The sequence below is a fragment of the Mesorhizobium sp. LNHC209A00 genome (assembly GCF_000502915.1).
In the GTDB taxonomy this organism is placed as follows: Bacteria; Pseudomonadota; Alphaproteobacteria; order Rhizobiales; family Rhizobiaceae; genus Mesorhizobium.
Genome location: NZ_AYWT01000001.1, coordinates 356,842 through 382,068, shown reverse-complemented (window position 1 = coordinate 382,068; position 25,227 = coordinate 356,842). Strand labels below are relative to the sequence as shown.

General features: G+C 58.4%; 20 protein-coding genes and 1 pseudogene. 12 read left to right on the top strand and 9 right to left on the bottom strand.

Annotated elements, in window-relative coordinates:
* The first annotated feature begins 469 nt into the window (after positions 1-469).
* The 5 genes from proS (at position 470) to X739_RS1000000169075 (ending at position 4,571) form a co-directional block, all read left to right on the top strand.
* Positions 470-1,798: a proline--tRNA ligase gene (proS, locus tag X739_RS163995; RefSeq protein ID WP_023769793.1), complete on the top strand. Its 1,329-nt coding sequence runs from the start codon at positions 470-472 to the stop codon at positions 1,796-1,798.
* Positions 1,795-3,081, top strand: a complete 1,287-nt coding sequence (locus X739_RS164000) for a lipoprotein-releasing ABC transporter permease subunit (RefSeq protein WP_015317359.1) — start codon at positions 1,795-1,797, stop codon at positions 3,079-3,081. The genes proS and X739_RS164000 overlap by 4 nt, the downstream gene beginning before the upstream one ends.
* Positions 3,033-3,761 carry an ABC transporter ATP-binding protein gene (locus X739_RS164005; protein WP_174361970.1) on the top strand — a complete coding sequence of 243 codons (729 nt, stop codon included), beginning with the start codon at positions 3,033-3,035 and terminating at the stop codon, positions 3,759-3,761. The genes X739_RS164000 and X739_RS164005 overlap by 49 nt, the downstream gene beginning before the upstream one ends.
* Positions 3,762-3,843: 82 nt before the next feature.
* On the top strand, positions 3,844-4,245 hold the full coding sequence (locus X739_RS1000000169080) for a hypothetical protein (RefSeq protein WP_156939811.1): 402 nt from the start codon (positions 3,844-3,846) through the stop codon (positions 4,243-4,245).
* Positions 4,170-4,571, top strand: a complete 402-nt coding sequence (locus X739_RS1000000169075) for an outer membrane protein (protein WP_156939809.1) — start codon at positions 4,170-4,172, stop codon at positions 4,569-4,571. The genes X739_RS1000000169080 and X739_RS1000000169075 overlap by 76 nt, the downstream gene beginning before the upstream one ends.
* Positions 4,572-4,662: 91 nt before the next feature.
* Here the strand turns inward: X739_RS1000000169075 and X739_RS164010 are convergent.
* Positions 4,663-4,980: pseudogene (locus X739_RS164010) on the bottom strand (transposase); the annotation flags it as partial.
* Positions 4,981-5,184: 204 nt separating this feature from the next.
* Here X739_RS164010 and X739_RS164015 point away from each other — a divergent pair.
* Positions 5,185-7,146: a caspase family protein gene (locus tag X739_RS164015; RefSeq protein WP_084056089.1), complete on the top strand. Its 1,962-nt coding sequence runs from the start codon at positions 5,185-5,187 to the stop codon at positions 7,144-7,146.
* A 492-nt stretch (positions 7,147-7,638) separates the two neighbouring features.
* Positions 7,639-8,889, top strand: a complete 1,251-nt coding sequence (locus X739_RS164020; protein WP_023769799.1) for a peptidase M50 — start codon at positions 7,639-7,641, stop codon at positions 8,887-8,889.
* A 7-nt stretch (positions 8,890-8,896) separates the two neighbouring features.
* Here X739_RS164020 and lipB read toward each other — a convergent pair whose 3' ends face one another.
* Positions 8,897-9,640 carry a lipoyl(octanoyl) transferase LipB gene (lipB, locus tag X739_RS164025; protein ID WP_023769800.1) on the bottom strand — a complete coding sequence of 248 codons (744 nt, stop codon included), beginning with the start codon at positions 9,638-9,640 and terminating at the stop codon, positions 8,897-8,899.
* 434 nt (positions 9,641-10,074) lie between these two features.
* Between lipB and X739_RS164030 the strand changes: the two genes are divergently transcribed.
* The 3 genes from X739_RS164030 to X739_RS164040 are packed head-to-tail and all read left to right on the top strand — an operon-like array spanning position 10,075 to position 13,767.
* Positions 10,075-10,845, top strand: a complete 771-nt coding sequence (locus X739_RS164030; protein ID WP_023791923.1) for a hypothetical protein — start codon at positions 10,075-10,077, stop codon at positions 10,843-10,845.
* Complete coding sequence (locus tag X739_RS164035) at positions 10,835-11,971, top strand: pentapeptide repeat-containing protein (RefSeq protein WP_023791920.1); 1,137 nt, start codon at positions 10,835-10,837, stop codon at positions 11,969-11,971. The genes X739_RS164030 and X739_RS164035 overlap by 11 nt, the downstream gene beginning before the upstream one ends.
* A complete protein-coding gene (locus X739_RS164040) occupies positions 11,968-13,767 on the top strand; it encodes an SIR2 family protein (RefSeq protein ID WP_245273765.1) in 1,800 nt (599 codons plus the stop codon). The genes X739_RS164035 and X739_RS164040 overlap by 4 nt, the downstream gene beginning before the upstream one ends.
* Before the next feature lie 269 nt (positions 13,768-14,036).
* Here the strand turns inward: X739_RS164040 and X739_RS164045 are convergent, their stop codons facing one another.
* Together X739_RS164045 and X739_RS164050 are read right to left on the bottom strand one after the other, a co-directional pair.
* A complete protein-coding gene (locus X739_RS164045) occupies positions 14,037-15,098 on the bottom strand; it encodes a hypothetical protein (protein ID WP_023791914.1) in 1,062 nt (353 codons plus the stop codon).
* 310 nt (positions 15,099-15,408) lie between these two features.
* On the bottom strand, positions 15,409-15,816 hold the full coding sequence (locus X739_RS164050; protein WP_023791910.1) for a hypothetical protein: 408 nt from the start codon (positions 15,814-15,816) through the stop codon (positions 15,409-15,411).
* Between the two features lie 871 nt (positions 15,817-16,687).
* Between X739_RS164050 and X739_RS164060 the strand changes: the two genes are divergently transcribed.
* Together X739_RS164060 and X739_RS164065 are read left to right on the top strand one after the other, a co-directional pair.
* Entirely contained in the window at positions 16,688-17,266 is a 579-nt protein-coding gene (locus X739_RS164060; protein WP_031251919.1) for a recombinase family protein, read from the top strand.
* Between the two features lie 352 nt (positions 17,267-17,618).
* A complete protein-coding gene (locus X739_RS164065) occupies positions 17,619-18,929 on the top strand; it encodes a hypothetical protein (protein ID WP_031251918.1) in 1,311 nt (436 codons plus the stop codon).
* A gap of 5 nt (positions 18,930-18,934) precedes the next feature.
* Here X739_RS164065 and X739_RS164070 read toward each other — a convergent pair whose 3' ends face one another.
* From X739_RS164070 to X739_RS164090, 5 genes are all read right to left on the bottom strand, one after another.
* The gene (locus tag X739_RS164070) at positions 18,935-19,609 is read right to left on the bottom strand and encodes a hypothetical protein (RefSeq protein ID WP_031251917.1); all 675 of its coding nucleotides are present in this window, start codon (positions 19,607-19,609) and stop codon (positions 18,935-18,937) included.
* 75 nt (positions 19,610-19,684) lie between these two features.
* Complete coding sequence (locus X739_RS164075) at positions 19,685-20,446, bottom strand: hypothetical protein (protein WP_245273764.1); 762 nt, start codon at positions 20,444-20,446, stop codon at positions 19,685-19,687.
* A 271-nt stretch (positions 20,447-20,717) separates the two neighbouring features.
* A complete protein-coding gene (locus tag X739_RS164080; RefSeq protein WP_023791891.1) occupies positions 20,718-23,924 on the bottom strand; it encodes a hypothetical protein in 3,207 nt (1,068 codons plus the stop codon).
* A 420-nt stretch (positions 23,925-24,344) separates the two neighbouring features.
* Positions 24,345-24,767 (bottom strand): hypothetical protein, encoded by a 423-nt coding sequence (locus tag X739_RS164085; RefSeq protein ID WP_156939807.1) that lies wholly within the window; start codon positions 24,765-24,767, stop codon positions 24,345-24,347.
* Positions 24,764-25,123, bottom strand: coding sequence for a hypothetical protein (locus X739_RS164090; RefSeq protein WP_023791883.1), 360 nt, complete (start codon positions 25,121-25,123; stop codon positions 24,764-24,766). Before X739_RS164090 ends, X739_RS164085 begins: the two co-directional genes overlap by 4 nt.
* Between the last annotated feature and the right edge of the window lie 104 nt (positions 25,124-25,227).

Here is a 25,227-nt window from a genome sequence, read left to right as displayed (position 1 = left end):
GTTTCCGGTATCCGGCGGCAGCGAGTAACCGCGCCTAGATCGCATCCTCCCAAGACTTTGACCGCGTAGGAGAGCAGATTTTTTTCTGCCCTCTCGGTTATCGGGGCACATTAGCCCAACGGAAATGAAAATGTCACGAAGAATTTTGCCTTGAATCGGGCATTCTCGTGCTGCACTGCACAATAGTGCGGCAGGCTTTGCTTTTGAAACGTCCAGTCAGGGTCGACAGAGCCTTTGCGGCATGTTCGCAATTGACGCGCGCAAAGAATTGACGGCCAAACCCGAAGAGGTTCGGTGCGTTCCATTGTCGGCGCGGGTCGATCCGGAAGCGAGGGATTCCGGCCCTGAATGGGCTGGCGTGGTTGGATCGCCGGGTTTCCATTCGGTCATGAAATCGCTATGAAGCCGGGGCAAGCAAGCCTGCGCCGCGCCGATTCTGGCGTGGCCATTCTCATTCACGGACCTGTTCATGCGTTTGTCGCGCTATTTCCTGCCTATCCTCAAAGAGAACCCGCGCGAGGCCGAAATCGTCTCGCATCGGCTGATGCTGCGCGCCGGCATGATCCGCCAGCAGGGGCAAGGCAGTTTTTCCTGGCTGCCGCTGGGCAAACGGGTGCTGGACAAGGTCTGCAAGATCATCCGCGAGGAGCAGAACCGCGCCGGTGCGCTTGAGATCCTGATGCCGACCATCCAGTCGGCCGATCTGTGGCGCGAGAGCGGCCGTTACAACGACTACGGCAAGGAGATGCTGCGCATCAAGGACCGGCAGGATCGCGACATGCTCTACGGTCCGACCAACGAGGAAATGGTCACCGAGATATTTCGCGCCTACGTCAAATCCTACAAGGACCTGCCGCTCAATCTCTACCATATACAGTGGAAGTTCCGTGACGAGGTGCGACCGCGCTTTGGCGTCATGCGCTCGCGCGAATTCCTGATGAAGGACGCCTATTCCTTCGATCTCGACTTCGAAGGCGCGAGAGCCGCCTACAACAGGATGTTCGTGTCCTATCTCAGGACCTTCACGCGCATGGGCCTGCAGGCCATTCCGATGCGGGCCGACACCGGCCCGATCGGCGGAGATCTCAGCCACGAATTCATCATCCTGGCCGACACTGGTGAAAGCCAGGTCTTCTGCCACCGCGATTACCTGTCGCTTGCCGTGCCCGGCGCGAACACGGACTTCGCCAATGACGGCGAGATATCAGATATCGTCAAGACCTGGACGACGCCTTACGCCGCCACCGACGAGATGCATGACGAGGCGGCCTGGGAGAAGGTTCCGACAGGCGACCGGGTCTCGGCGCGCGGCATCGAAGTCGGCCATATCTTCCACTTCGGCGAGAAATATTCGAAGCCGATGGGCGCCAAGGTGACGGGGCCCGACGGCAAGGATCATTTCGCCTCGGGCGGCTCCTACGGCATCGGCCCGTCGCGGCTGGTCGCGGCGATCATCGAGGCCAGCCATGACGAGAACGGCATCATCTGGCCGGAAACGGTGGCGCCGTTCGATATCGGCCTGATCAACATGAAGGCGGGCGATGCCGACTGCGATCGCGTCTGCGACGAACTCAACGCCGCCTTCACCGCCGCCGGCAAGGATGTGCTCTACGACGACACCGACCAGCGGCCGGGCGGCAAATTCGCCACCGCCGACCTGATCGGCCTGCCCTGGCAAGTGATCGTCGGGCCGCGCGGCGTCGCCGCCGGCGAGGTCGAGATCAAGAATCGCAAGACCGGCGAGCGCGTGACGCTGCCGATCGCCGACGCGGCAAAGCGCTTCGGTGCCGCCGCATGAGCGAGGCAGCGGCAGCGAGGTCGGCGGGCGCCGGCCCTTTTTCCATCTTCGAGCGCACGGTCGCCTGGCGCTATTTGCGTTCGCGGCGCAAGGAGACGGTGATCTCGGTGATCGCCTCGATTTCTTTTCTTGGCATCATGCTGGGCGTTGCCACGCTGATCGTGGTCATGGCGGTGATGAACGGATTCCGCGCCGAGCTTTTGACGCGCATCCTCGGCGTCAACGGCCATCTGATCGTGCAGCCGCTCGATTCGCCGCTTGAGGACTATGCCCAGGTCGCCAGCCGCATCAACGGCGTACCCGGGGTCAAATACGCCATCCCGCTGATCGACGGCCAGGTGCTGGCGCAAGGCAATGTCGGCGGCGGCACTGGCGCGCTGGTGCGCGGCATCCGGGGTGAAGATCTCGGCAAGATCGCCATCGTGGCCAGCAACATCAAGCAAGGCACGCTCGCCGATTTCGATACCGGCGAGGGCGTCGCCATCGGCAAGCGCATGGCCGAGAATCTCGGCCTGACGCTCGGCGACACCATTACCTTGATCTCGCCGGACGGGGATGTGACGCCGCTCGGCACCACGCCGCGCATGAAGGGCTACAAGATCGCGGCGATCTTCGAGGTCGGCATGTCTGAATATGACACGTCGATCGTCTACATGCCGTTCTCCGAAGCGCAGCTCTACTTCAACATGGACGGTCGCGCGCAGACGATCGAGATCTATGTCGACAATCCCGATGATGTCGACGCGCTGAAACCCAAGGTGGAAGCGGCGGCGCAGCGGCCGATCGACATGGTCGACTGGCGCCAGCGCAACGAGACCTTCTTTTCGGCTCTGCAGGTCGAACGCAACGTCATGTTCATGATCCTGACGCTGATCGTGCTGGTGGCGGCGCTCAACATCATTTCCGGACTGATCATGCTGGTGAAGGACAAGGGGCATGACATCGCCATCCTGCGCACCATGGGCGCCTCGCGCGGCGCCATCCTGCGTATCTTCCTGATGACGGGGGCGGCGATCGGCGTGACGGGCACGCTCGCCGGCGTGCTGCTCGGCGTCGTGATCTGCACCAACATCGAATCGATACGCCAGTTCTTCTCCTGGATGACAGGCAAGGTGCTGTTCAACCCGGAGCTCTATTTCCTCAGCCAGTTGCCGGCCAAGATGGATCCGCGCGAGACGACCTATGTCATCATCATGGCGCTTGCGCTGTCCTTCCTGGCCACGGTGTTTCCGGCATGGCGGGCGGCCCGCCTCGATCCGGTCGAAGCCTTGAGGTACGAGTAGTGGCCGAGGTCATTATCGAACTGAAGAGCGTCGAACGGCACTACGTTCAGGGGCCGCGCAAGCTCACCATCCTGAACGGCGCCGATTTCGCGCTGCGGCGCGGTGAAATGGTGGCGCTGGTGGCCCCGTCGGGCACCGGCAAATCGACGCTGCTGCATACGGCCGGGCTGCTGGAGCGGCCGGATGCCGGCGACGTGATCCTGTCCGGTCGCGCCTGTGGCCGGTTGTCCGACGACGAGCGCACCTCGATCCGCCGTAACGATGTCGGCTTCGTCTATCAGTTCCATCATTTGCTGCCGGAGTTTTCCGCGCTGGAAAACATCATGATGCCGCAGCTCATCAAGGGCCTGCCGCGCAAGGAGGCGTCCGAGCGCGCGGCGCAACTGCTCGACTACATGCAGATCGGCAAGCGTGCATCGCATCGGCCGTCCGAGCTGTCCGGCGGCGAGCAGCAGCGCGTCGCCATCGCGCGTGCGGTCGCCAATGCGCCGCTGGTGCTGCTCGCCGACGAGCCGACCGGCAACCTCGACCCGGTCACAGCCTCCTACGTGTTCGAGGCGCTGGAGGCGCTGGTGCGGCAATCGGGCCTCGCGGCACTGATCGCCACCCACAATCACGAGCTGGCATCGCGCATGGACCGGCGCGTCACGTTGGCCGACGGCAAGGTGGTGCCGCTCTAGGCTGTGCGTCAGGCATTGCGGACCTGCATGAAGCTCAACACATGCGTAGATCGCTTTCTACGGGACCATCTAAAAATGACACGTGGAATTCGCTTCTCCACCGCAGGCCAAAGGAATAGCCCGCTGCCCACTTAAGTTTGCCTTTCTGGTTTCGCTTGCGATTGCCACCCCCGCATTGGCGGCGGATCTTTCCCCCCAACCGATCCAGTCTGCGGCTTATAATTGGACCGGTGTCTACGTGGACGCGCAGGCCGGGTACGTTTGGGGAAGTTCAACTTACGAGGGTGCGGGGTCTCCCGCTGGCCAACCCTACATCAGCACCTCCGTCGATCCTAAAGGCGGCTTTGGCGGTGCATTCGCCGGCTTTAACTACCAGTTCGATGGTAAGTCGTCGGTGTTGAAGCGGACATCAATTTCGCCGACGCCAAGTCGGACGATAACGCGTTTCCTGCGTTCGCTGGTGCCTTCGCAAGCAGTGATTTGAAATGGTTCGGATCGACACGCCTGCGCGCCGGCTACGCATTCGATCGTTTCTTGCCATTTGTAACTGGCGGTGTCGCATTCGCTAAATACTCCGGCGCAACCAATTTTCTGGGTGGGTCAAGCGAGATCAGCGACACCAGGGTTGGCTGGACGCTCGGCGCTGGACTTGAATATGCCGTGACTGACAATTTGATTGGGCGCGTCGAATACCGCTATTCCGATTATGGCCGCGAATCGGTATCTCCGCCGTTCTCTTTCCCGACACAGCCTGTCGGGCTTGATCTGAAAACCAAGGATGTTCGCGTTGGACTCAGCTACAAGTTCTGATTTTCGGACTGTGCCTCTTTCGGGCGCGTCGCGGGCGCAAATCACTACTTCTCACATCGGAGGAACACGGAGATCGATTTAGCTCGGTCGGCTAGGACGCAGACTCATTACCGCGTAGCCAGATGCGGATTGCAACGAGCTTGAGGGCGGCGAGATCGGCTAGATTGTCGTAGCGGGTTGCGATGCGGCGGAACTGCTTGGCTTTATTGAAGAAGCGCTCGACGAAGTTGCGCGCCTTGTAGAGGAAAGGACTGAAGCAGATCGGGTCCTTGCGGTTGGCCTTGGGCGAGATGTTGGCCCATGCCTTTCGCTCGGTGATGACGGTGCGCAATGCGTTGGCATCATAACCCTTGTCGGCGAGAAGCATTGCCCCCTCCGGCAAATCCCTGATCAATCTCACCGCCTCAAGCTTGAACTCGCGGCTGAATTTCCTTCTCTGCATCCCAACTCTCCAGTTCCGTTAAACACCTTATCTCGGTGTCCACGAAACCAGCAGCAGGCCAAGGTTCGGGCTTGCCAATGCCCGTTCCTGGCCTCAATCTTGCCCCGAAGAGCCGGTCATCCGGTTGATGTCGGTTTAGGCAACCAGACCATAACGAGGATGGGTTTTGCCATGCTGAAACGCTACGCGTTCCTTGCTGCCTTGATCCTCATGAGCCTCTCGGCGTTCGACGCTCGCGCCGACCGAAGGGTTGCGCTCGTGATCGGCAATTCGCAATACCAGGAAATCCCGGCGCTCAAGAATCCGGACAAGGACGCTGAGGACGTTTCGAACACGTTCCGGCAGGCCGGCTTCGACGTGTTCGTCGCCAAGGACGTGACCAAGCTCCAATTCGAAGAGAAGTTCCGCAACTATCTGGCCGCCGCCGACGGCGCTGATCTCGCCGTCGTTTATTATTCCGGCCACGGCTTTCAGATCGGGGGCGAGAATTTCCTGATCCCGGTCGATGCGTCGTTGAAGGATGCGGCCGACATGGAGGTGCAGACAATAAGGCTTAACGACGTGCTGCAACAATTGCGCACGAAGTCGAAGATTCAGGTGATCATCCTCGATGCTTGCCGCAACAATCCGTTCCCGCGCAAGGACTACTGGCTGCGCTCCCAATTGATCGTCTCCGACGGCACCGGGCTCGCGCAGGTAACAGGCTCGCAGAATGCGCTGATTGCGTTTGCCACCGAGCCCGGCGCTGTCGCTTATGACGGGTCCGGCGATCTCAGCCCCTTCTCATCCGCCTTTTCCCGCCGTGCGCTGGCGCCGAACCAGGAAATCGGTGCCGTCATGGCCGCCGTGCGCCGCGACGTGGTGAAGGCGACCAATGGCAGGCAGGTTCCGTGGGAGAACTCCTCGCTGATCGACGATGTCGTGCTGATGCGCGCGGCGGGGCAACCGGTGCAGCCGGCGCCCGACGCCCAGCAGAACCAGCAGGTGGCGGAGCGCGGAACCCTGGTCGCCACTGCCACCGAAGCTATCGAAAATCGCGACATCAGCGTCCCGGTCGGCGTCGGTCCGGTTGCGCTGAAGCTGGATTTTCCTGCCAAGGATGTTTCGATCAAACTCGCCGGCTATCCGGCAGTTGGAACGCTGTCCCTGCCGGATCGCGTCCTGTCGCCGCAGTCGAGTCTGATGGCCGCTGAAGTCGACCAATTGCGCTACGAGCCGCAGATCGGCTCGGCGGCTCCCGTCGAGATTGACTTTCAGATCCGCGCCGGCAACGCGTCGAAACGGGCGACGATGAAGCTGTCGCCGAGCGTCGACCTCTGCGACCAGGCTGCCGGCGAGCCGCTCGACCTGCAAGGCGTCGCCCCCGGCCGGTTACCTAACGAGATCGCAGACGGCGCGGTCGAGGCCTGCGAGGCTGCGGTGAAAGCCTATCCCGATGTCGCCCGCTTCCGTTACGAACTCGGGCGGGCGCTGCTCGTCGGCGGCAACATCGACGAGGCCAGGAAGGCCATCCAGGAAGCGTCCGACAAGGGACACGTCCGCGCCGTCTACGAACTCGGCTACCTCGCCTCCTCGGGAGTAGGGATGCCCGTGGAGGCCACGCAAGCGAATGGTTTCTATTCGCAAGCGTCCGACAGGGGCGATCCCTACGCCATGAGCGCGTGGGGCCGCGCCCTGTTCAATGGCGTCGGCGTCCAGCGCGATACCGGCAAGGGGCTTGACCTCATGCTCAAGGCAGCAGCGATGGGGCATATCAACGCCATGAATGATCTTGCGATGATCTTCAAGGAAGGTCGCAATGGCGTGCCCGCCGATCCGGTTCGTGCCTTGGCTTTCCTCAAGGCCGGCATCGAGCGGCAAGAGGCTTATTCGATGGGCATACTCGGTCTTTTGCCCAAACGAAGCACGCTGGCGGTCGCGGTGTGCACGGCCAAGGTGGTGACGAAAGTCATCACGAAGATAAAGGTGATCCGTACACCTGCGCCAAAAGTGCCGCCGCCTAAGATCGTTACGCCAAAGGTCCCGATGGTGCCAGGGGAAACCGGACCATCGCCCTGGCGTGGCACTGGCGGCGACCACGACACCAACAGTGGCAACAGTGGCAACAGTGGCAACAGTGACAACAGTGGCTGATGGCGACTGCGACGCCATGGTCGCACCGTCAGGACAGGTAGCGTCGAACCCATCATTCCGCAGCCGCCTGAACGCCGGCATCGACCTACTTGTCGGTGACGATCTTGACCTTGTCGCCGGCCGAAACCGCAGCCCGACCGAGAACGGCGAGGTTTTGTCCTCGCTGAGGGCTGCGCCGCCAGTTAACCCTTCACTAACCGTGCTAATTTCCCGACTTATCTCCATACCTCTGTTTGTTGACAATGGAACAAAATTAGAACAAATTAGAAACATATCCACAACAGGAGAGAGTTATGACCGATCTGGTTCAGGATGTCATCTCGCTGGTTTGCATGAGCGCGTTTCTTGTCTCCATGGCGATCTGGATCGGAGCCATGTGATCTGGCGGCGTTGGCCGTCGCTGTGTCTCGATGGCCAATGCCACCCCGCCGTTAAGCTTTTCTTGCCGCCGCGACGTTAGGGTGCGGCTCCAAGGCAGGGAGCAACGTCCAGGTGTCGCCCATCGTCACGGCCATTCTCGTGGCCAGCAATCTAGGGCTGATCTTTATCCTGATGACCGTGCCGCTTGGTTTGCGCACGGTCCGGTCGAGCCGCATCGTGGCGATGGACCGGCAGCGCCTGTGGCAGGCGCTTTGGCCGCTCGGCAGCGATGCTGGCTGGTCCGGCGAGATCCTGTCGGCGCAGCCGCTGGACGAAGAGGGCGTCGCCCGTATCACGCTGTCTTGGGAAGGCCGCGATGGCAAGCCGATAGAGCGCAGGGCGCGATTTGAAGATGTCGTCGAGGGCAGCCGTTTCTCGATGCGGGTGATCGAGGACACCGCGCTCGATGGCTCGTTCTGGAAGGACTATGGCGAGACCGCCGAACTGGTTTCGGAGGGCAGCGGCACGCGCGTGACGCTCAGCCGGACCGACCGGTACCGTGGCGTGGCTTTCCTGGTGTTTCGCTATTTCGCCATGCGCCGCGAGCTCTCCAAGCTGCAGCGTTGGGCAAGAACCGGGCAGTATCGCAAGGGTGGCTGGTTCGAGCATCCGCTGAGCCAGGTCGGCTTTGCCGTACTGTCGGCATTGATGCTGTGGCCGTTCTTCGGCCTTCACCTCGGCGGGCTGGCGCTGGCCGCGATCCTGACATCGGTGGTGGCGCTGCACGAACTCGGCCACATGGCGGCGTTCCGGCTGACGGGCCATCGCAGGGCGCGGATGATCTTCATCCCGCTGCTTGGCGGCATCGCCATTGGCGGCCGGCCCTATAACAGCCGTTTCGAAGTGGCCTTCGTGGCGTTGATGGGGGCGGGGTTCTCCGCCTTCCTGGTGCCGATCGTCATCGCCGCCAGCGTGCTTGCCGGCGGCGAGGGTCACAAGGCGGCTGCCGCGCTGCTCGCCGCGCTCGCAGGCTGCGCCGCGCTGTTCAACATCGCCAATCTGGTGCCGGTGTGGAAGTTCGACGGCGGCCAGGTGCTGCGCCAGATCTGCCCGGGGCCGGTCGTCCTGGCGCTGGCGTCCTTCTCGCTCCTTTCGGCCTTTCTGGCGCTTGGCTGGCGGGCCGGTTTTTCCCTGGGCTTCCTGCTCGCGGCCGGTGCGGTCTTTTCGATCCTCAGCCTGCTCACCGTCGGCAGCGGGGTGAAGCCACGCCACGAACTGGAGCCGATCGGCACTGTCGACCGTTTGGTCATCGCCGGGGCCTTGCTGGCGGTGTTCGCCATCCATGGCTGCGGCGTGCTGTGGGCCTCAGGGCAACTTCTCTGAAGCCGGATCAGCCGGCCTTGCGGGCCGATTCGATGGCCAGGGCCGCAGCTGCGCCGAACACATCCTCGAAAGAGGATTTCAGAGCGAGATCAAGATCAGCCATGCCAAGGGGAAGGCCGAGATCGACAAGGCTGGTGACGCCGTGGTCCTGGACGCCGCAGGGCACGATGCCGCCGAAATGGGAGAGGTCCGGCTCGACATTGATGGCGATGCCATGGAAGCTCACCCAGCGCCGCAGCCTTATGCCGATTGCCGCGATCTTGTCCTCGGCAGGCGAGCCGTCGGGCAAAGCAGGGCGATCAGGCCGTACCACCCAGACGCCGACCCGGTCCTCTCGTCGTTCGCCGCGCACGTTGAAGGCGGCAAGCGTGCCGATGATCCACTGTTCGAGCGCCGCGACGAAGGCGCGCACGTCCTCGCGCCGGCGCTTCAGGTCGAGCATGACATAGGCGACCCGCTGGCCAGGCCCGTGATAAGTGTATTCGCCGCCGCGTCCGGCCGCGAAGACCGGAAAGCGGTCAGGTTCGATCAGGTCCTCGATACGGGCGCTGGTGCCGGCGGTGTAGAGCGGCGGATGTTCGACCAGCCAGACCATTTCGCCGGCAGCCCCGCCGCGGATCGCTTCGGCGCGTGCCTCCATGAAGGCAAGCGCATCGGGATAGGCGGTAAGGCCGGGCTCGACCAGCCATTCGACCGGGGCCGAACCGGGCAAGGGCAGGAACGACGTGGCGATCTGGCTGCGTTCTGGCATGGCGTCTCTCTTGTCGCCTTCCATATGGCGATATCAGGCGGAAACGTCCAGTTCGCCGCGCGCGGGGCGCCGAGCATCCGACGCGCCGGCAAGACAATGAGTGCTTGCTGGTGCAGGTCGCAGCTGTGTCGTCAGGATGATTTGGTGCGGTCGAGAAGACTCGATTTTCACAATCGGTCGAGAAAATCTTAGATCAACTTTTTGATTCGATTACGTTTTTTTTGATATTCACCAATACAAGATTTAGGGCGGCAAATCCCCTTTTTAGGGCACCATTTAGGACAGTTTTTAGGGCAATCAGGCAAAGCCGGCAGGCTTATGCCACCATCGCCGTACCGGATGGGCTGCCAGCGTGCCAGCCAAGCGCCCGTGTATGGTATCATTCGCCGATGTATTGCTGTTGATTCTTTTGTCGCGCGTGAAGCGAGGACGAAGTGAAATTCAAATCGGAACATGACAACCCTCTTCCCGATCTGGTCGAGTTGAAAACTAAGGTTTCGCCCAAAGAAGGCGACGATCACGCCCATGATCTTCTTGTCGAGTTGCGGGTGCATCCGTTCGAAATCGAAGAGGCGATCGGAACTATCGCTGTTGAGATTTCCGAAGCGGTGCTTTCGGTTCAATTCACAGGGCTGGCGGTCGTGCCCCGCACAAAGCTTGGCAACCCAGTGATGGCGACGAAAGTCCGACAGGACGTGCAGCGCGAGCGGTCTGTAACGCAGACGGAAGACACCGAAAAGACGCGCTCAGCCAGTGCCTCAGGCGGTGGTGCATCTTTGACTGGCATCAACGGCAAGGTCGAGGGCAGTCGTAGTTCTGCCGAAAAGTCTGGTCAGTCGGTCAATGAAAAGACGACCAGTACGGAAGTGATCGAACGGTATCAGGTTAAAGCGATCGGCAACGACAACTGGAAGATCACCGGCGCGCCTTTGGACGGAGTATATATCGACCATGAGCCATTGTGTGAGGTGACACCTGTTGCAGGCAAGAATCGCCTTGGCGTCGAAGCCGAGCTTGTCGTCAAGCAAAAGCATGTTAAGGCGGAACTGACTGCGAGTACGGGCTGGTTTTCGTCTATCCAGTCGGTCAACCAAAAGAAAATTGCGAAAGTGCTGATAGCCAAAAGCCTTCACGCGGCTGGGTCCGACCAGCCGTTTGACGGTAAGTTCGTGTTTGGAAAGTCACAGAGTTTCGATGAAGGATAGCCCGTTCCTATCTAATATCTTGTCGGGAGAAACCGTCGCGGCGCTTCAAGCGATAGCGAAGTCGCAAGCGCCGACCTTCAACGAAATGGTGAGACTCGCTGGACTGGACAGTTCGCGCAATCTCCGCCATGCCGACCTTCGCGGGGTCAATCTCACCAACGCCGATCTTCGCGGTTTTGACCTGACTGGCGCGGACCTTCGCGAGGCGATTGGCATCCGCGTGATGTGGGACAGAACGACGGTCTTCGACGGAGCGGACCTTGACGGGTCCATCTTCGCTGCCAAAGCCCGGCTGGACAGCTACTTTCAAGCCGATGAGCGCGCTCGACGGCTATTGACGACTGTCGCTCGCGGGGGATGGGTGGAACAGATTGAATGGGCTGGCAAGAACCTTAGTAGTTCCGGAAAATACCACGATATAGCGCTGCCAATCGTTGAAGAGCTTTTCTATCGTGCCGTCGAGCCGTTCCTCAAGGCCGAGCTTATGCGCTATATCGCGCCACGACTTGGAAATGACAAAGCATTTCGGGAAATGCTACTTGCAGCAATTTCTGATCAGCCCGACACAGCTACATTGGTGCGATCTGCGGCCAATTTGCTGAAACGACATGGCATGGCGCGGGATACAGCTGTCCGCCAAATCATGCTTTCATTGGTAGATTCCCCAAACAACAGCGTTCGCGAGATAGCGATTCAATTCGTCATGCGTTCTCGGCCGGCAGCGAGCGAAATCGAAATGATAAGAGAGAAAGCGAAAGTCGGGGGCAATCAGTTCGGGGAGCTTTTTGTAGCTGAGACTGCGCGGCGGCTTGGTGACAAGTATGATCTGGTAACGCGCGACCCACAGAACAACGCCACATTCCCGATGGAGGCCAAGGTATCCGATCAAATCCGCTATCTGATTGCGCGACGCTGGCTACGCGCGGAATCGAGCCACGACGAACTGGGCTTGCCATTGGCTCAGCGGCGACGTGGGCTGAGCTATACCAATACAAAAAAGATCGAAGAAAGAGCGCTGCAAGTGCAAGCTATGTGGGACAGTTTAGCTGAATACGGCATTCATTTTCAACTCGTCCACGAACCGATTCAGGCAGACCTAACGATCAATTATGAAATCAAATCATGACCGTCATGAGCATCCTATCAGGCGATCCGACAACTCAACTCGCATTCTCAGTTTTCGAGAATAGAGGCGTCTACGCGTTGCTTCTTGGCTCCGGCCTCTCTCGTGCTGCGGGTATTCCAACCGGTTGGGAAATCACACTTGATCTGGTTCGTCGCGTTGCACTGGCAAAGGGCGTCGAAGATCAACCGGATTGGGCAGAGTGGTATCGTAAGGAAATCGGCAGCGAAGCCAATTATTCGGCGCTGCTGGCCGAGTTGGCGCTTGCCCCGGCAGAGCGTAGGTCGATCCTGCATTCCTATATTGAACCTGACGAGGACGACCGAGCCGAAGGCAAGAAACTGCCGACCGCCGCACATCATGCCATCGCAAGGCTGGTGCGCGATGGTTTTATCAAAGTCATCGTGACAACCAATTTTGACCGACTGCTGGAAAACGCCTTGCGTGAAGCTGGTGTGGAGCCAACCGTAATCTCGTCGGTCGATACGCTGTCGGGTGCCGAACCGATAACACACAGTACGTGCTACGTGCTGAAGGTGCACGGCGATTACAAAGACGCACGCATTTTGAATACCGATGAGGAACTGAGCAGCTATCCCGCCGCTTATAATGCCTTGCTTGATCGAATTTTCGATGAGCATGGGATCGTCGCATGCGGATGGTCGGGCGAGTGGGACCATGCGTTGCGCGCGGCATTGCTGAGAGCGCCCAACCGACGCTATCCGACGTTTTGGACAATGCGAGGCAAGCTTGGCAGCGGAGCCGAAGAGATCGTTGCTCAGCGAAAGGCGGTTTCCATCTCGATTTCAGATGCAGATGGATTCTTCACCACTCTGGGCGAGCGGGTTGCGACATTGGCCGCGACGCGGAAGCAGAGCCCGCTGACAATCGATCTGCTGATCGGTGCGGTAAAAAGGTATGTCGCGAAGCCCGAATTTCGTATTCGCTTGGATGAAACGCTGACGGATGAAGTCCGCAAACTATTCGACCGTATCGACGTACCGGAATTGGCACCGCAAGGCGGCTGGTCCGTCGAAGGATTTCGCCAGCGAGTTTCGCGCTACGAGGCAGCGTCGGAGCCCCTTGCAAAGGCCTTTGGGGTGCTGGGGCGATGGGGTGATGGCTCAGAACTTGCCGTAGTTGGCGATGCAATTCGGACCGTCGTCGCAAAGGCGAACAAGGAAGGCAACGGCCTAACTGCTTGGTTGGGTCTGCGGACGTACCCGGCCGTATTGATGATGACAGCATACGGATTGGGACTTATTCGGGCTGAGCGATGGAAGCTTTTGCACGACCTGTTTTCGCTGCAAATTGCGAGAGAAGATCGAGAGCCCAAACGGATTGCCAATTATCTTTTCCTTTGGGAGTGGAAAGGTTCGGGGGACGACATTTGGAACAATATTGAGGGGTTCACCACGAAAGAAGGACATCGGAAAACGCCACTGAGCGATCACCTCTTGGATGTGTTCCGAGAGTGGGGATCGTCGTTCATTGGCATCGCCCCAGATCACGACTTACTCTTCGATTGGTTCGAAGCGCTGGGCGGTTTGGTTCATCTTGAAGAGAATAGTGAAGAATCACTCAAAGAACAGCTTTCGCGTCCCGACAATAAGGTGCGGATGTCGACCGGTAGGCTGGCATGGCGAACTGAAGGCTTCAGATCAATTGAGCATGACCTGAAATCGACGCAGAAAAGAAAAGCCCTGATAACAGCGGGCTTCGCCTATGGAAGCGAGTCTTATCTCGATTTGTACCTAGAAAACCTACGTCGACTTTCAGGCTGGATGAGATGGCGCTGAACTAGCCGTTTCGCACTGCCGCTCGGCGCTGAGAACTCTACATTGACTTTGAACCTCAGCCCTGGAACGGCGGAACGTATCGGCATCTTTGACGCCGTGGAAGTTGAAGTTGTTCACGACAGCCCCGCTCCGGCCGCCTTCAGCGCCCCTGTACATGGGCTCGTTGTCATTCCGCCTCGCCAATTCCACAGGAACCTTGCGACTGCGCGATAGCGAAATCGTAAACAACAAATGTCTTCTTTTCGAAGACAAATAATTTGCAACGTTATCTATTTTCTCGGGGTGTAGGCGCGGAGAATTTTTGCGTCCCGATAAGTATCTCCGACCAAACGAGCGGCGATGTGAACCGTAACGGCGCGGCGCCTCCATTCCGCCTGTTGGATCGCCTTATGGTGCTTTGCACTGAGAAGCGGGTCTTCAAGAGTTGCTACAATCACTTCACCAGTCGTTACACGTTCCAAACGCACCGTGAAGTTTGTGTCATCTTCGGACTCCACGCCTACCACTAAAAACTGATCTTTGATTATCACGTCCTTGGAGCGGCTTCGTTGTGACCGCGTGATTTCTCGAATGAGATTCTGCTGGAGTGTTGTTCCCTGAATCGTGACTTCGTCCGCCTTTCCACTATTCCTGAGAATTTCGTCAACGGCTTCGCGATTCAAATCCCCTATTCGGCGTGCGGTTTCGGAGTCTTTGTATGCCTTCTCAAGAAGGTCGGTCTTCCGCTTGTTCTCAGCCACCAGCTCTTTGATGGTTTGCAGCGCACCTAGGCGCTCAGTACTCTCAATTTGTTGTTGCTTTAAAGCAGCATCAATCCTCGCAGACTCCTCCTTAAACGCAGTCTCTATCCGCGTCTTCTCTACGTCGTTGTTCAGATAGTTAGCGACCTGCGGGCTGCCGAAAAAGAGCAGCGCAACGACGATCACCGCTGTCAAGACCTGTTTCCCGCTCATCTTGTCGACGCACTTTCCAAGAACGCTTTTGAGTTGTTCTGCCGCTTCTGCGTTGAGGTCAGAGCTTCCCTCCTTAACTTTAAATACAAGCTCAAAATCATCCTTTTCTTGATCGGTGAGACGGTTCGTCCGGGGATCGTCCCTAATCAGAAGCGCGGCGGTCCGATAAAACGCCGTTTGATACTCCACCATACCGCGCATCATTGAAGCGGTAACGGTCTGCTGAAAAATCTCACCTTTGAAATTGAGGTGGACCTTAGCCCATTCGGCACCTCCAAAGTCGAGTGTCACTTCATCGGCATTGATTTTATTCCCAAGGAGGTCGTCGAGCACCTGCCAAGCGTCGTCTTCAGTCTCGATTCGAATTGCAGTTGCCATGCGTCCCTCTCTCAGTGATTGAGTTCGATAGCATGGAGGATTAACCGAATGAAGCGGTGACCTTGTTTATGCAGTGAAGCCACGCACGATCTTCGCGGGTGGCTTCAACAATTGGAAAGTGAGGCACACTGACCCATCCTGTATAGTTCTAGTTTGGTCGCGTGCAGTATTTTGCGATTTGCTTGCGTAAAGGTCGGGACACCAAGGCTTTCTGAACGCCGGGCCAAATGATCACCGAGCTTTCGGCGCGCCAGGTGGCGCGGCCTTTTAAGCTCAAGTGCAATTAAGACATAACGCTAGCCTAGGGCACCTAGGCCCGCCCGGCTCTGGCCAAGATTCGTTCAATCGTTACGCGAGTGTATTCATTGACGTGAGGCCGCATGGCTGAGAACTCGGCATAATACGCATCATCGGACATGGTGCCCGTGCCACCGCTACGGGCGACACGTTCGGCAGCGAGAAGTTCAAACCGGTCATTGATCTCGGCACGGGTGCGAGGATCGCGGGCAGTCTCCCAGAGTTTCGCGCCGTCGATTGCAAATCGCCCAGCATCGGCGGGAACATTGTCTGCCGGGGTCGGGAGGGCCTCCGCCTTCGACGCGGCGACGACTTCTGCCTCCGAGGGAGCGTTGGCGAACCGCAACCGCTCCATAAGGGGAAGATCGACCGGCGACGTGACGCCGTGCTGGTCAAGAATAGCACGCTGGTCCTCCGTCATGCCAGTTCGCCTCCAAGGAGGGCCAACCGGGCCGTGGCCTTTTGATGGTAAAGCAGAGCCTGCCGAATGACATCGGAGTCGGTAAGGCGGTTTTCGGCGGCGTACCGGCGAAGGTAGGTGGCATCCTCTTCGGACACGCGGCAATAAATGGGCACGGTTAGGCCGGGACGACGAGGACGGGCCATCGTTTTCATTCCTGTTCAATTGTGTGGGGTTTTGTGACGCGCCCCGCGCATCAGTTGAGCGAATAGTAAGCTATTTGCTGCCCTTTGGCAAGGAATATGTTCCTACGGCTCGGGGGACTGAGCTCATCCTAGACACTTAGCTCTGCACTCAACTCTGCTGCTTTGCGAATGGAAATGGACCGCTGCTTTAGGTCCCATCGGCCTTAGCGCATACTCCCTTGCTGCGGTCCCCTGCTCATGGGACCCGGAAGTGAAAAGATTTCGGGGTTGAGTGCAGAAGAGCTGGGCTCAATGTTTATTCGGCCGCCAGAGCCACCATGAGGGCCTGAGACCCACCCCACCCCGCATACCCCATTAGGTACCATAGGCCGTTGATTTAATAGCATTTTTTCTGCAAGGCGACTACTATCGGTACATCTTCCGCTTGTCTTCCGCGTGGTGTGGTTAACAGGTTCAGCGCACTGACCATGCCTGTGCGGCCGGCATTGCGCATACGGACATCTATGCTTGCCCCTTGGTGCGTTGCTTCAAACCCGCGCAGGACGAGTCTCACTAGAGCAGGCTTCCACGCGACTGGTGAAACATAGCCAAACGGGCCATTAACCAGTCTCACAAGAATGGATAATAAATGAGACTCATGTAGTCTATCAAAGTCCAAGAGTTCAATTGGATTGGAGGCCGAAGAGATGGCAAAAGGAATGCTCATCGGATACGCGAGAACATCAACGGTCGAGCAAGAGGCCGGTCTGGAGGCCCAAGTCAGAGACCTAGAGGCCGCTGGGTGCGATAAGCTCTTTCAGGAGCAACGGTCATCCGTAGACGCTAAGCGCATCAAATTGGACGCCGCGATCGAATTTGCCCGCGAAGGTGATGTGCTGGTCGTTACCAAGCTCGATCGTCTCGCGCGCTCAGTCGGCAATCTGGTCGATATACAGCGCCAACTTGAGGCCAAGGGCGTGACCTTGCGCATTCTCGCCATCAACCTCGACACCGCGACACCAACTGGCAAGCTGATGGTGAACATGCTCGGGTCGGTCGCACAATTTGAGCGGGAGCTTATGCTGGAGCGCCAGAGAGAAGGTATCGCCAAGGCCAAGGGTGAAGGTAAGTACAAAGGCCGAGCCCCCACTGCTCAACGGCAGGCCAAGGAGATCATCCGGTTGAAGATGGAGGGCGTTAAGGTTCCAGAGATCGTTACGACGCTCGGCGTCTCTCGCGCCAGTATTTTTCGCATTCTCAAAGAGCAGGCCGCCGAGGCCGCGTAAGCGATCAGTCTGCCACCCTGAAAGGCCCGGTCTTCTTGCCGGGCCTTTTTCGTGTCGGTCGAGCTATTCGGTATTTGATGCTCATTTTAACGATCGCGGATGCTATCTCGGCGTCCGGGTGCGATTTCTCAGGCGATGGTTGCATTGATACAGCGCACGCCATTGCCGGCACAGCGGGATCGCGGGAAAAACCTCATGATACAAGCAGAACAGGTTCCCGCCGATCGAAAAAAGTGTACAAATCGCGCCTTTGGACGCCATTGGTACAAGAGCTTCCGCCTCCGGGCCGGCGATAGCCTTATATCGCAGTCGCGTACGCTGTCCTCACATAGATCATAATTGGGATCGTATTTTGATTTTTGCGAGACGAGCTTTGCAACGGCGATTGAACGATCTTCGTTCGACACTTGATGGTGCTGCGGTCGATCTGCTCGCGGCTCGCTTAAATCAGCCCGGAAGAGATCGACTTGCCGCAATGTGGGAAGTTGCAGTCCTGCATGCCCTGGCGAGTTTCGGGACACTTCGAAGCGAGGAGCCGCTGCCGTCAGGGCGGCGTCCCGACGCCGTATTTGATAACAACGATCTGCGGTTTACCGCCGACATCACGACTGTCTCTGATGAGGGTTTAGATGACAAGAACCCGTTTTTCGATCTGAGCGAACTTATCGAAAAGGAGAAAAACAGACTAGGTCTGCCTATCGGCGGGTTAGACCTGCGCGTAAAGTCAAAAGATCATCGCTCCGCACGGGGTGTTCAAACCGTGCTGCGGCTACCTCCGCGCAAGCGGCTATCAGAGTTTGTCCGGGACGAGATTGTCCCACAGTTGCGCGATCAAATGCGTGCCAGCGAGAAGGTCCTGCGCATCGCGATCGACACTGATGACGTAGGCCTCGAAATCACAATTGATCCTGAAAAGTCTCCTTTCAGCGGGGGCGGATTTGCTTCTTATGATGCTCCGACAATCAAGGATCGGAATCCGCTCTTTAATGCCATGAAGCCCAAGGCGGAGCAGCTTCGCGGGGCTGAGGGTATTACGGGTGTTATTGTATGCGATGGGGACTGTGCAGCTTTTTCCGATCGCGGGGCTTACTCGAACTATATATCGGCGACGGCAATCGCGCAGGAGTTCCTACGTCAATATTCATCAATAGATTTCGTTCTCCTGCTATCGATCAAAGAGACTCGGCGGACATGGATGCAGATTGAGCCTCCGGAGCGCCGGGTGCATCACCTGCTCGTTGTTCGGAGGGGATTCCATAGCCAAGATCAACTCAGTGCCCTTTTCACGGCGGTTGTTGGGAAGTTGCCAAAGCCGGTGATGATGCCGGTGAATGGCGCGTTACGAGCACGGGAGTCAGGCTATCACCTTGGCCATCATGGAGGATTGGAAATGAGAGGTGGAAAAATTCGCATCAGTTCGCGAGAGTTGATGGAGATCATGGCTGGCCTCCGGACGATTGAAGACAATGGGGCCATGAATGTCGGGGGGAATCGCAAAGAGCAACCCCATGCCAATCCGGCCAAAAACGTTTTCCTCTGGAACCTTCAGCGGGGGCAGCTTCCTGTCACCGTCGAGGTCATTAAGACAGGCGAAGATGATAGCGACGACTGGATCGAGTTTGAGTTCGGCGATCGTGACCCGGCCATCTCGCCGCTCAAATGATTCGCTTATCCCTCGCGCTGGCGTTCGATCCAACTCGGCGGTGGCCCGCTCGGGAAGGTCCATTCGTATCCGGTCCTGTCCCTTAGCCTCTCCAGCAGCTTAGCGAGCCGTTCGAACATCAATCCGTTGAGGAAGGCCACCAACTCTCCCCACTCGTTTGCACCCCTGACATAGTAACCCAGCCGCATGGTGGCGCTTAGGTCAAAGCGGCCATCGCCGAAGCCGACTTCAATCGTTCCATCGATCGAATGGTGGCCGGCATTGTGGGCAAACCGCTTGTTCCGCAGTTCGATGATTTCGTCATGGGCTTGGCGAAGACGCGCAGGGATAGCTTTCCGGGAGACACCACTTCCAATGCCACCGTCAATGAGCCGAACATACGCAACAACGAAAGCGGACGTGAGCATGTCGTGCTCTAGGATTGCCTCAATGGTCGGCTTGAAGTCCGCCGCCGCGAGGCGCTGGTGAATGTAGCTGACGCTCGTCATCACTTGAGAGGCACCAATAAGCCGGACCAGACTTTTGATGTCGCTATCGACTGCCTCCAAAATCGCTCGGCCGTCGTCCAGCTTCGATTGCAGCGCATCGCGCCATTCGGGAGGGAGGAACTGAATCGCCTCTTCGGGCACCACGACGTATTCGCTGCCTTCCGCGTCTTGCTCGTCGGCGTCAGTCTCCATAGTCGTCATAAGTCCTTTGCAGGGCCACCCCCTGCACCGTGGCTGGTACAGGACCGTGCCGCTGAATGATCCGGTTCACCCCATCTTCAATGGGCCAAACATCCCCGAGTCTACCATGGCGAGATAGATTTTCTTTATTGCCAGCGCGGTGTCTTGACTGACAAAGAGCGATGAGCGCTGACCGTGAGGGTTGCCTAGCAGATACGGGCGCATTGTCTCCCAAAGTTCAGCCCTTTGAGCCCATGTCCAACAGGGAAGCTCCTGCTCCAGCATAAGAGGCACCGCTAGTCGCTTGGGGACTGTCCCGCCTGGTTCAAGCAGTTCTGACCATTCGCAGCTAACCAATATCGACGTAGTACCTGTGTTGTAGAACGAAACGTCCAGAACCTCGGCGGTGATGGTCGCCGCAATATGACTCGGCAACCTCTCAACGGAGTCGATAACCTCCGCAGGCTTCCCGGATGCTGTGTAAGGGCATGTAATAAAAGCATGCGCCAGATAGACTGTATGATCCAATCCTTCGTACCCGCATCGGTCGTTTGGATGGGTTTCGGGAGTTTGGCCATCATGGTTCCTAACGAGCGGATGCCATGTCGGGTAGCCATCCACAGGCGGTCCATATTTTTCAACTATGTTGCGGAGCGCTTCCTCACTTCTGGTGCGCTCGGATGGAGAGGCATCCCGTGGGATGAGGTATGCTCTCAATCGTTCGTAACCGGCTGCCGCTGCTTCGTCTGCTCTGAATGCCATTGCCAATCTCCCCTGTGCATAAGGCTCACAATTGGTGTCTTGTGCATGAAATTGCAATACCATGCGCAGTAAAAGATTATTATGCATCTGCACTCATCCTCGTGTGTCGGCATGCAGGGCAAGCGTGCGGACGATCTGCACTCGCCCGGCGAGACGTGACTGGTAGAGGCAATGGACAATCGGTTGAGTGCAGACGGGGACTAGGGGACAGGGGAGGACTATTGCTGAGGTCCGGAACAAAATAAAAAAACTATCTCTCTTCGACCTACGGTGTTTCGCTACGCATGCCGTTTTGTTTTTTCTAGCGTACCCTGCCGGCGGAGGACTCCTCCCCGGTCCCCCTAGTCCCCGTCTGGACTCAACCCGTGGGTCTCGTGAACTGCCACTGGGCGGCATGATCCTTCTGTCCGGCACTCTCGAAACGCACATCCGTCTCGTGACCCTTCAAGCGAAGCTTGAACCGGCGTCCAACGTGGTTCCGCAACCGCATGCCAAGAATCCGCTTCTGCGCAGCGGCACTGTCTTCGTTGATGTTCAGCGACGGGAACCGCAAACGCCCGAAGCCATCGTACAAAACGTCGTGAGCGTCGTTGGTGCTGAACGGTTTGTCCGGCCAAGCGTCAAGAAGCTCCTGCATCACGTCCGACTCGTCCGTCGCCTCGATCTTGGCCGATGCGCGGAAGGCGTTCAGATTTTCAAGGAACCCGTCAATCCCTGCCGCTTCTAAAATGCCGCCCATGACGGCCGCGAAGTCTTCATACGATGCCAAATGCACCATGCTCCGCTTCCGTCCGGTAGCAATCCAATTCTGGACCAGCACAAGGCAGGACCAGACCAGATCGCTTCTGCACTCAACCATCCACTTTCGAAGATCGGAAATGACGAAGCCAACACGACTCTCGGGCTCGGACATCTGTGCGTCGAGCCGGATCGGCAGCATACGGCGGACCATCTCATCGGCCATCGTCATATTGTTGCCGGTGAACACCGTAAGCGCGCGGTTCGGCCCGACGTAGGTATCGTTTCCGCCAAGCTTTCGATCCTCCCACCAATCCGCTGTGCCGAGGGTCGCCAGCGCTTCGCCGTGAATCTTGTTGCGCACGTTGTCATAGAAGATGATCGGCGACCCGCCCATGAGCTTGGACGTGATACCCTTGCGGACTTCCTCTTCGTTCTTTCCGAGCACCTGCGGCGAGGCCGGACGGCCGATAATAATCTGGTAGAGCAGTTCGACAAGAAGACTGGCACCGGTGCCCGGCTGCGGTTTGTCGATAAAGAAGAACGGCGTCGGCCCGGTGTAAAGTCCCCGTGCGATCTGCTGGAGCATCATCACCACGACGTGTGCCCGCGACGATGAACCGTCGCCACCTTCGGAGCCGCCGAAGTTGTCCACGAAGGGGAAATCGGCGAGCGCTCTGCCAAACAGCCAATCCTTAGCCATCTCTACGTCAATGCCAGACGGCACGACCGGAACAGGATCGATGTTGAGTCCAGAGGTCTGGAGAATGGTCCGCGTGGCGGCGTCGTAGCCGTCTTCCGTGCGCAAAGTGCCGTCCGGGCCGAAGATCGGGACGCGCGTGAACCGATCTGCCACAGGCACCGGCTTGTCGCGCATGCCCCACAAATGCGCGGGAATATCGTCGGCGAGGGAGGCGACACGCTTGCTCTCGGACGAGACGACGTAGGTGACGGCGTCGTTGCACTCGGTCTTGAAATCGGTGAACGACATCTTTTTCAGGAAGTCGGCGATTGCGCCACTCTCCGCCTCGCCGGGAAGGCGCTTCATGTCACCACCATGAAGGAACAGATAGGGCGGATCGTTCAGCACCCGCAGCCCGTGCAGAAGCGCATCACATTGGGCAGGAAAATCATCGTCCGACCAGATCGTCGGGCTGCTGCCAGCCTGAGATGCCTTCGTGCGTGCGGCCTTTGCGCTCTCCTTCGCGTACTTCTTTGCGCGCCTCTCCACCGCTTCACGAAAGGCGGTTACCCCAGTGAGCTTCAAGACCTTGACGCGATCATAGAACGGGACCCGATTGGCTTCACGGGACAACGAATCCATCAAGGCTTCCATAGTTTCCGGAGGCACGGCACCGTCCCGCTGCTTCTCGGAATGAGCTTTCGCAAAAAGGGCATCGAGCCCAAGCCGTCGATTCAGGTCGCCTTCTTCGTCGTCGATGCCGGCGAGATCGTAGGTCGGGTCGGTCAGGATGGAATCAGGGAACCAGCCATCCTGCATCGCCTTCTGCATGTGCGTGAGACGATCGCGGCCGGCGCAACCAGCATGCGAGCAGTGGAAGGAAAAGGTCTCAGCGTCAGCGCCGGCCGACTGAACGAAGCAGCCCTGATCGTCCGGATCACCGGGATTGGAGTGCGAGTCATCCCACGGGCATTCGATAGTCAGTTTGGTGTCGGACTGCTCGATACGCACGCGGTCGTCGGCGAAATCTTTAAATACCTGCGCAATGTCGAAACCGTGTGCGCGCTTGTTAGCCCAGGTCATTAGATCGATGTCAAGTTCCGGAGATTTCAACCGCGCGCCGTGCTTGGAAGCGCCCATTCCCGCACCCGCAGCTTCAAACGGGTCGGAATACACCTTGGCGGTGCCGGCGCCCGGGATGTCCTCGAAACGAAGCAGCCGGCCGCAGGTCAGCATGATCCGGTAGTTGTGATGATCCTTCGAGTGACGCGGCAGATAAAACAGGCGCGACGGGTCGCGCGCGGCCGGGTCAGCTTCGACGCCGAAGGACCGGGCGAGCCCAAGAACCTTCTGCGACCACATGTTGATCACATCCTTGTGGGCACCATCCTGATCGGCGTAAACGAACGGCTTCGCAAGTGGAAAGATCATGCGGAACTTGTCGATCGGGCGGGTCTGGATGATCAGCTTCATGCCGTCGTCCTGCCGCTTCTCGACGAACTCGGCCGCGTCGACCACGGACGAGACGTAGTTCATTTCCTCGCTCATGTAGCGGCGGATAGACTCGGTCGTCGGCGTGGTGTCGATCTGGCTCTTTTCGGCCCAACGATGGAAGCGATCCTGAGCGATCTCGATGCCGGTAGAGCTATGGCTGTGGGTTGTGTAAAAAACGCAGGTCAGCCCGGCCGCACGAACGCGCTGGAAGCAATCCTCCAGAGACGCGCCACTGTCTACGTCGATGCCCATCATGTAGTTGTGGGTGACGTTGTTCTTGGTCCGACGCTTGGACTTACCAAGGGTGCCAGTGACGAAGCAGCGGCCCTCTTTCTTGCCGATCTTGTGCTGGGCGAACATGCCCTCGAACACGGCCTTGAAAGGGGCCTCGGGGACCGACTTCCACTCCTTCTCGTAGCGGTTCTCGGCGACACTAAGAGCAATCGGCAACGTCGCCAGTTCAGGCGTGATCTCACCCCAGATTTCGGCATCGTGGAAACGACTGATCGGTTCATCGGGAACCGCAGAATCGTCATCTGCAAATTCGTCATTGGCCATCAGACGGAGGGCAGCGGCGGCCTCTTCGAAGTTGATAATTTCAGCCGTGATCTGGTCAGTGCCAGAGGCGGCCCTGCGGGCGGATTTCGCCATTTTAAATCTCCAAAATTTGGGCGCGCACGAAGGCACCCGCAAGCAACATCGTTGCTTGCGCTAAAATTCAGCGTCTTCTCGGGAGAATTTTGTGGGACTTCCCAAAGTCAGCGCTGGTTGAGGTGATGTCAGCGCTGGCCCCGCCATACGCCCATCTGGTGGGTGGTAAGTGGCCGTCACCCCTTGGGGCAACAGCCACTCCGCTTCTTTGGAAGATCCACGGTCGCAAGGTTGCACGAGCAGCGAGCCGGGTCCAGAAATTTGAAAAAACGGCTCAAAATCCTGGAAACGTTTGCGGCTGTCGAAGTAGTGATGGTGAACACCATCTCGTCCTGCATCATGCAATATTTTTGAAGGCGGCTGCGGCGCACCCAAGAACCACCGCAGCCGCCATCCACGCGCCGTCCAACTCGCGCGGAACTATGATGTGCTCTTTGGTTCGCGAGCATCGATCTCGTCGGCGACGATATCGGCCAAACGAAATGGATTCCCGATCAGGAACATGGCCTGACCGAAGGAGTCGCCGGTGATAGTTTCGGTGAACCTGAAGGAACGCCCCCGCGAGCGGCTGACCTCAACCTCATATTCAATTTCACATTCGGCCGCCTCATCGTCATGGCCCACCGCAAAGAGGGTAAGCTTCAGACCGACGGTCCTGCCGCGCGCTTTCAGAGCGATCTGGGACTTGTCGCATGCGGTCGTCCAGTTGAAGTGAGCTTCGCAGAATGCCGACCGAACTTCTGTAGAAGAGTGCACAAGCTCGCGCCATGCCATCACGCCAAAGCGATCTCGGCCGGGCGAGTAGAGGCTGAGTACGGCGTCCGAGAGAAGAGTGTCGGTCACGCTGCCCGTCCTACCTGCCCGTGCGAGAAAGCCACCCTCGCCAGAATGGCATCAGCCGCCTCGGCGACGGCATCACGAACCGCCACCTCCAAGACCCGCGCTTCGCGCACGAGAACGATGCGCCCGGAAGCGCTCCGATCGGCGTCTTGGAGGGAAACCCGGTAGTCCACTGAAATCTCGACCACGACAGAATTGGGCTTCTTCCGAATCATGAGGAAGTCGAGCGTCAGCGCAGGAATAAGCCCCCGAGCGCGAAGACGAAGCTCGTGGTGTGTCGCTACCGCTTCGAGTTTAAAAGTGGTGGCAAGCGCCAACTTATCTACGGGCGTCAACTCCCACGTAACGTGATTTTCCATAACGAGATTCCTCCGGTCGGAGCTGGTCAATAGTTCAATGTTTGGGTGAAGCCGTTGCCCCGCAACGGGAAGGAACCGATCTTTTGAGGCGAGACACGCGCGAG

Excerpts from the sequence above, each read along its gene's own strand:
- proS (WP_023769793.1), top strand. The coding sequence starts at position 470 with ATGCGTTTGTCGCGCTATTTCCTGCCTATCCTCAAAGAGAACCCGCGC.
- X739_RS164000 (WP_015317359.1), top strand. The coding sequence starts at position 1,795 with ATGAGCGAGGCAGCGGCAGCGAGGTCGGCGGGCGCCGGCCCTTTTTCC.
- X739_RS164005 (WP_174361970.1), top strand. The coding sequence starts at position 3,033 with ATGGCGGGCGGCCCGCCTCGATCCGGTCGAAGCCTTGAGGTACGAGTA.
- X739_RS164015 (WP_084056089.1), top strand. The coding sequence starts at position 5,185 with ATGCTGAAACGCTACGCGTTCCTTGCTGCCTTGATCCTCATGAGCCTC.
- lipB (WP_023769800.1), bottom strand. The coding sequence starts at position 9,640 with ATGCCAGAACGCAGCCAGATCGCCACGTCGTTCCTGCCCTTGCCCGGT.
- X739_RS164035 (WP_023791920.1), top strand. The coding sequence starts at position 10,835 with ATGAAGGATAGCCCGTTCCTATCTAATATCTTGTCGGGAGAAACCGTC.
- X739_RS164040 (WP_245273765.1), top strand. The coding sequence starts at position 11,968 with ATGACCGTCATGAGCATCCTATCAGGCGATCCGACAACTCAACTCGCA.
- X739_RS164045 (WP_023791914.1), bottom strand. The coding sequence starts at position 15,098 with ATGGCAACTGCAATTCGAATCGAGACTGAAGACGACGCTTGGCAGGTG.
- X739_RS164050 (WP_023791910.1), bottom strand. The coding sequence starts at position 15,816 with ATGACGGAGGACCAGCGTGCTATTCTTGACCAGCACGGCGTCACGTCG.
- X739_RS164060 (WP_031251919.1), top strand. The coding sequence starts at position 16,688 with ATGGCAAAAGGAATGCTCATCGGATACGCGAGAACATCAACGGTCGAG.
- X739_RS164070 (WP_031251917.1), bottom strand. The coding sequence starts at position 19,609 with ATGGAGACTGACGCCGACGAGCAAGACGCGGAAGGCAGCGAATACGTC.
- X739_RS164075 (WP_245273764.1), bottom strand. The coding sequence starts at position 20,446 with ATGCATAATAATCTTTTACTGCGCATGGTATTGCAATTTCATGCACAA.
- X739_RS164080 (WP_023791891.1), bottom strand. The coding sequence starts at position 23,924 with ATGGCGAAATCCGCCCGCAGGGCCGCCTCTGGCACTGACCAGATCACG.
- X739_RS164090 (WP_023791883.1), bottom strand. The coding sequence starts at position 25,123 with ATGGAAAATCACGTTACGTGGGAGTTGACGCCCGTAGATAAGTTGGCG.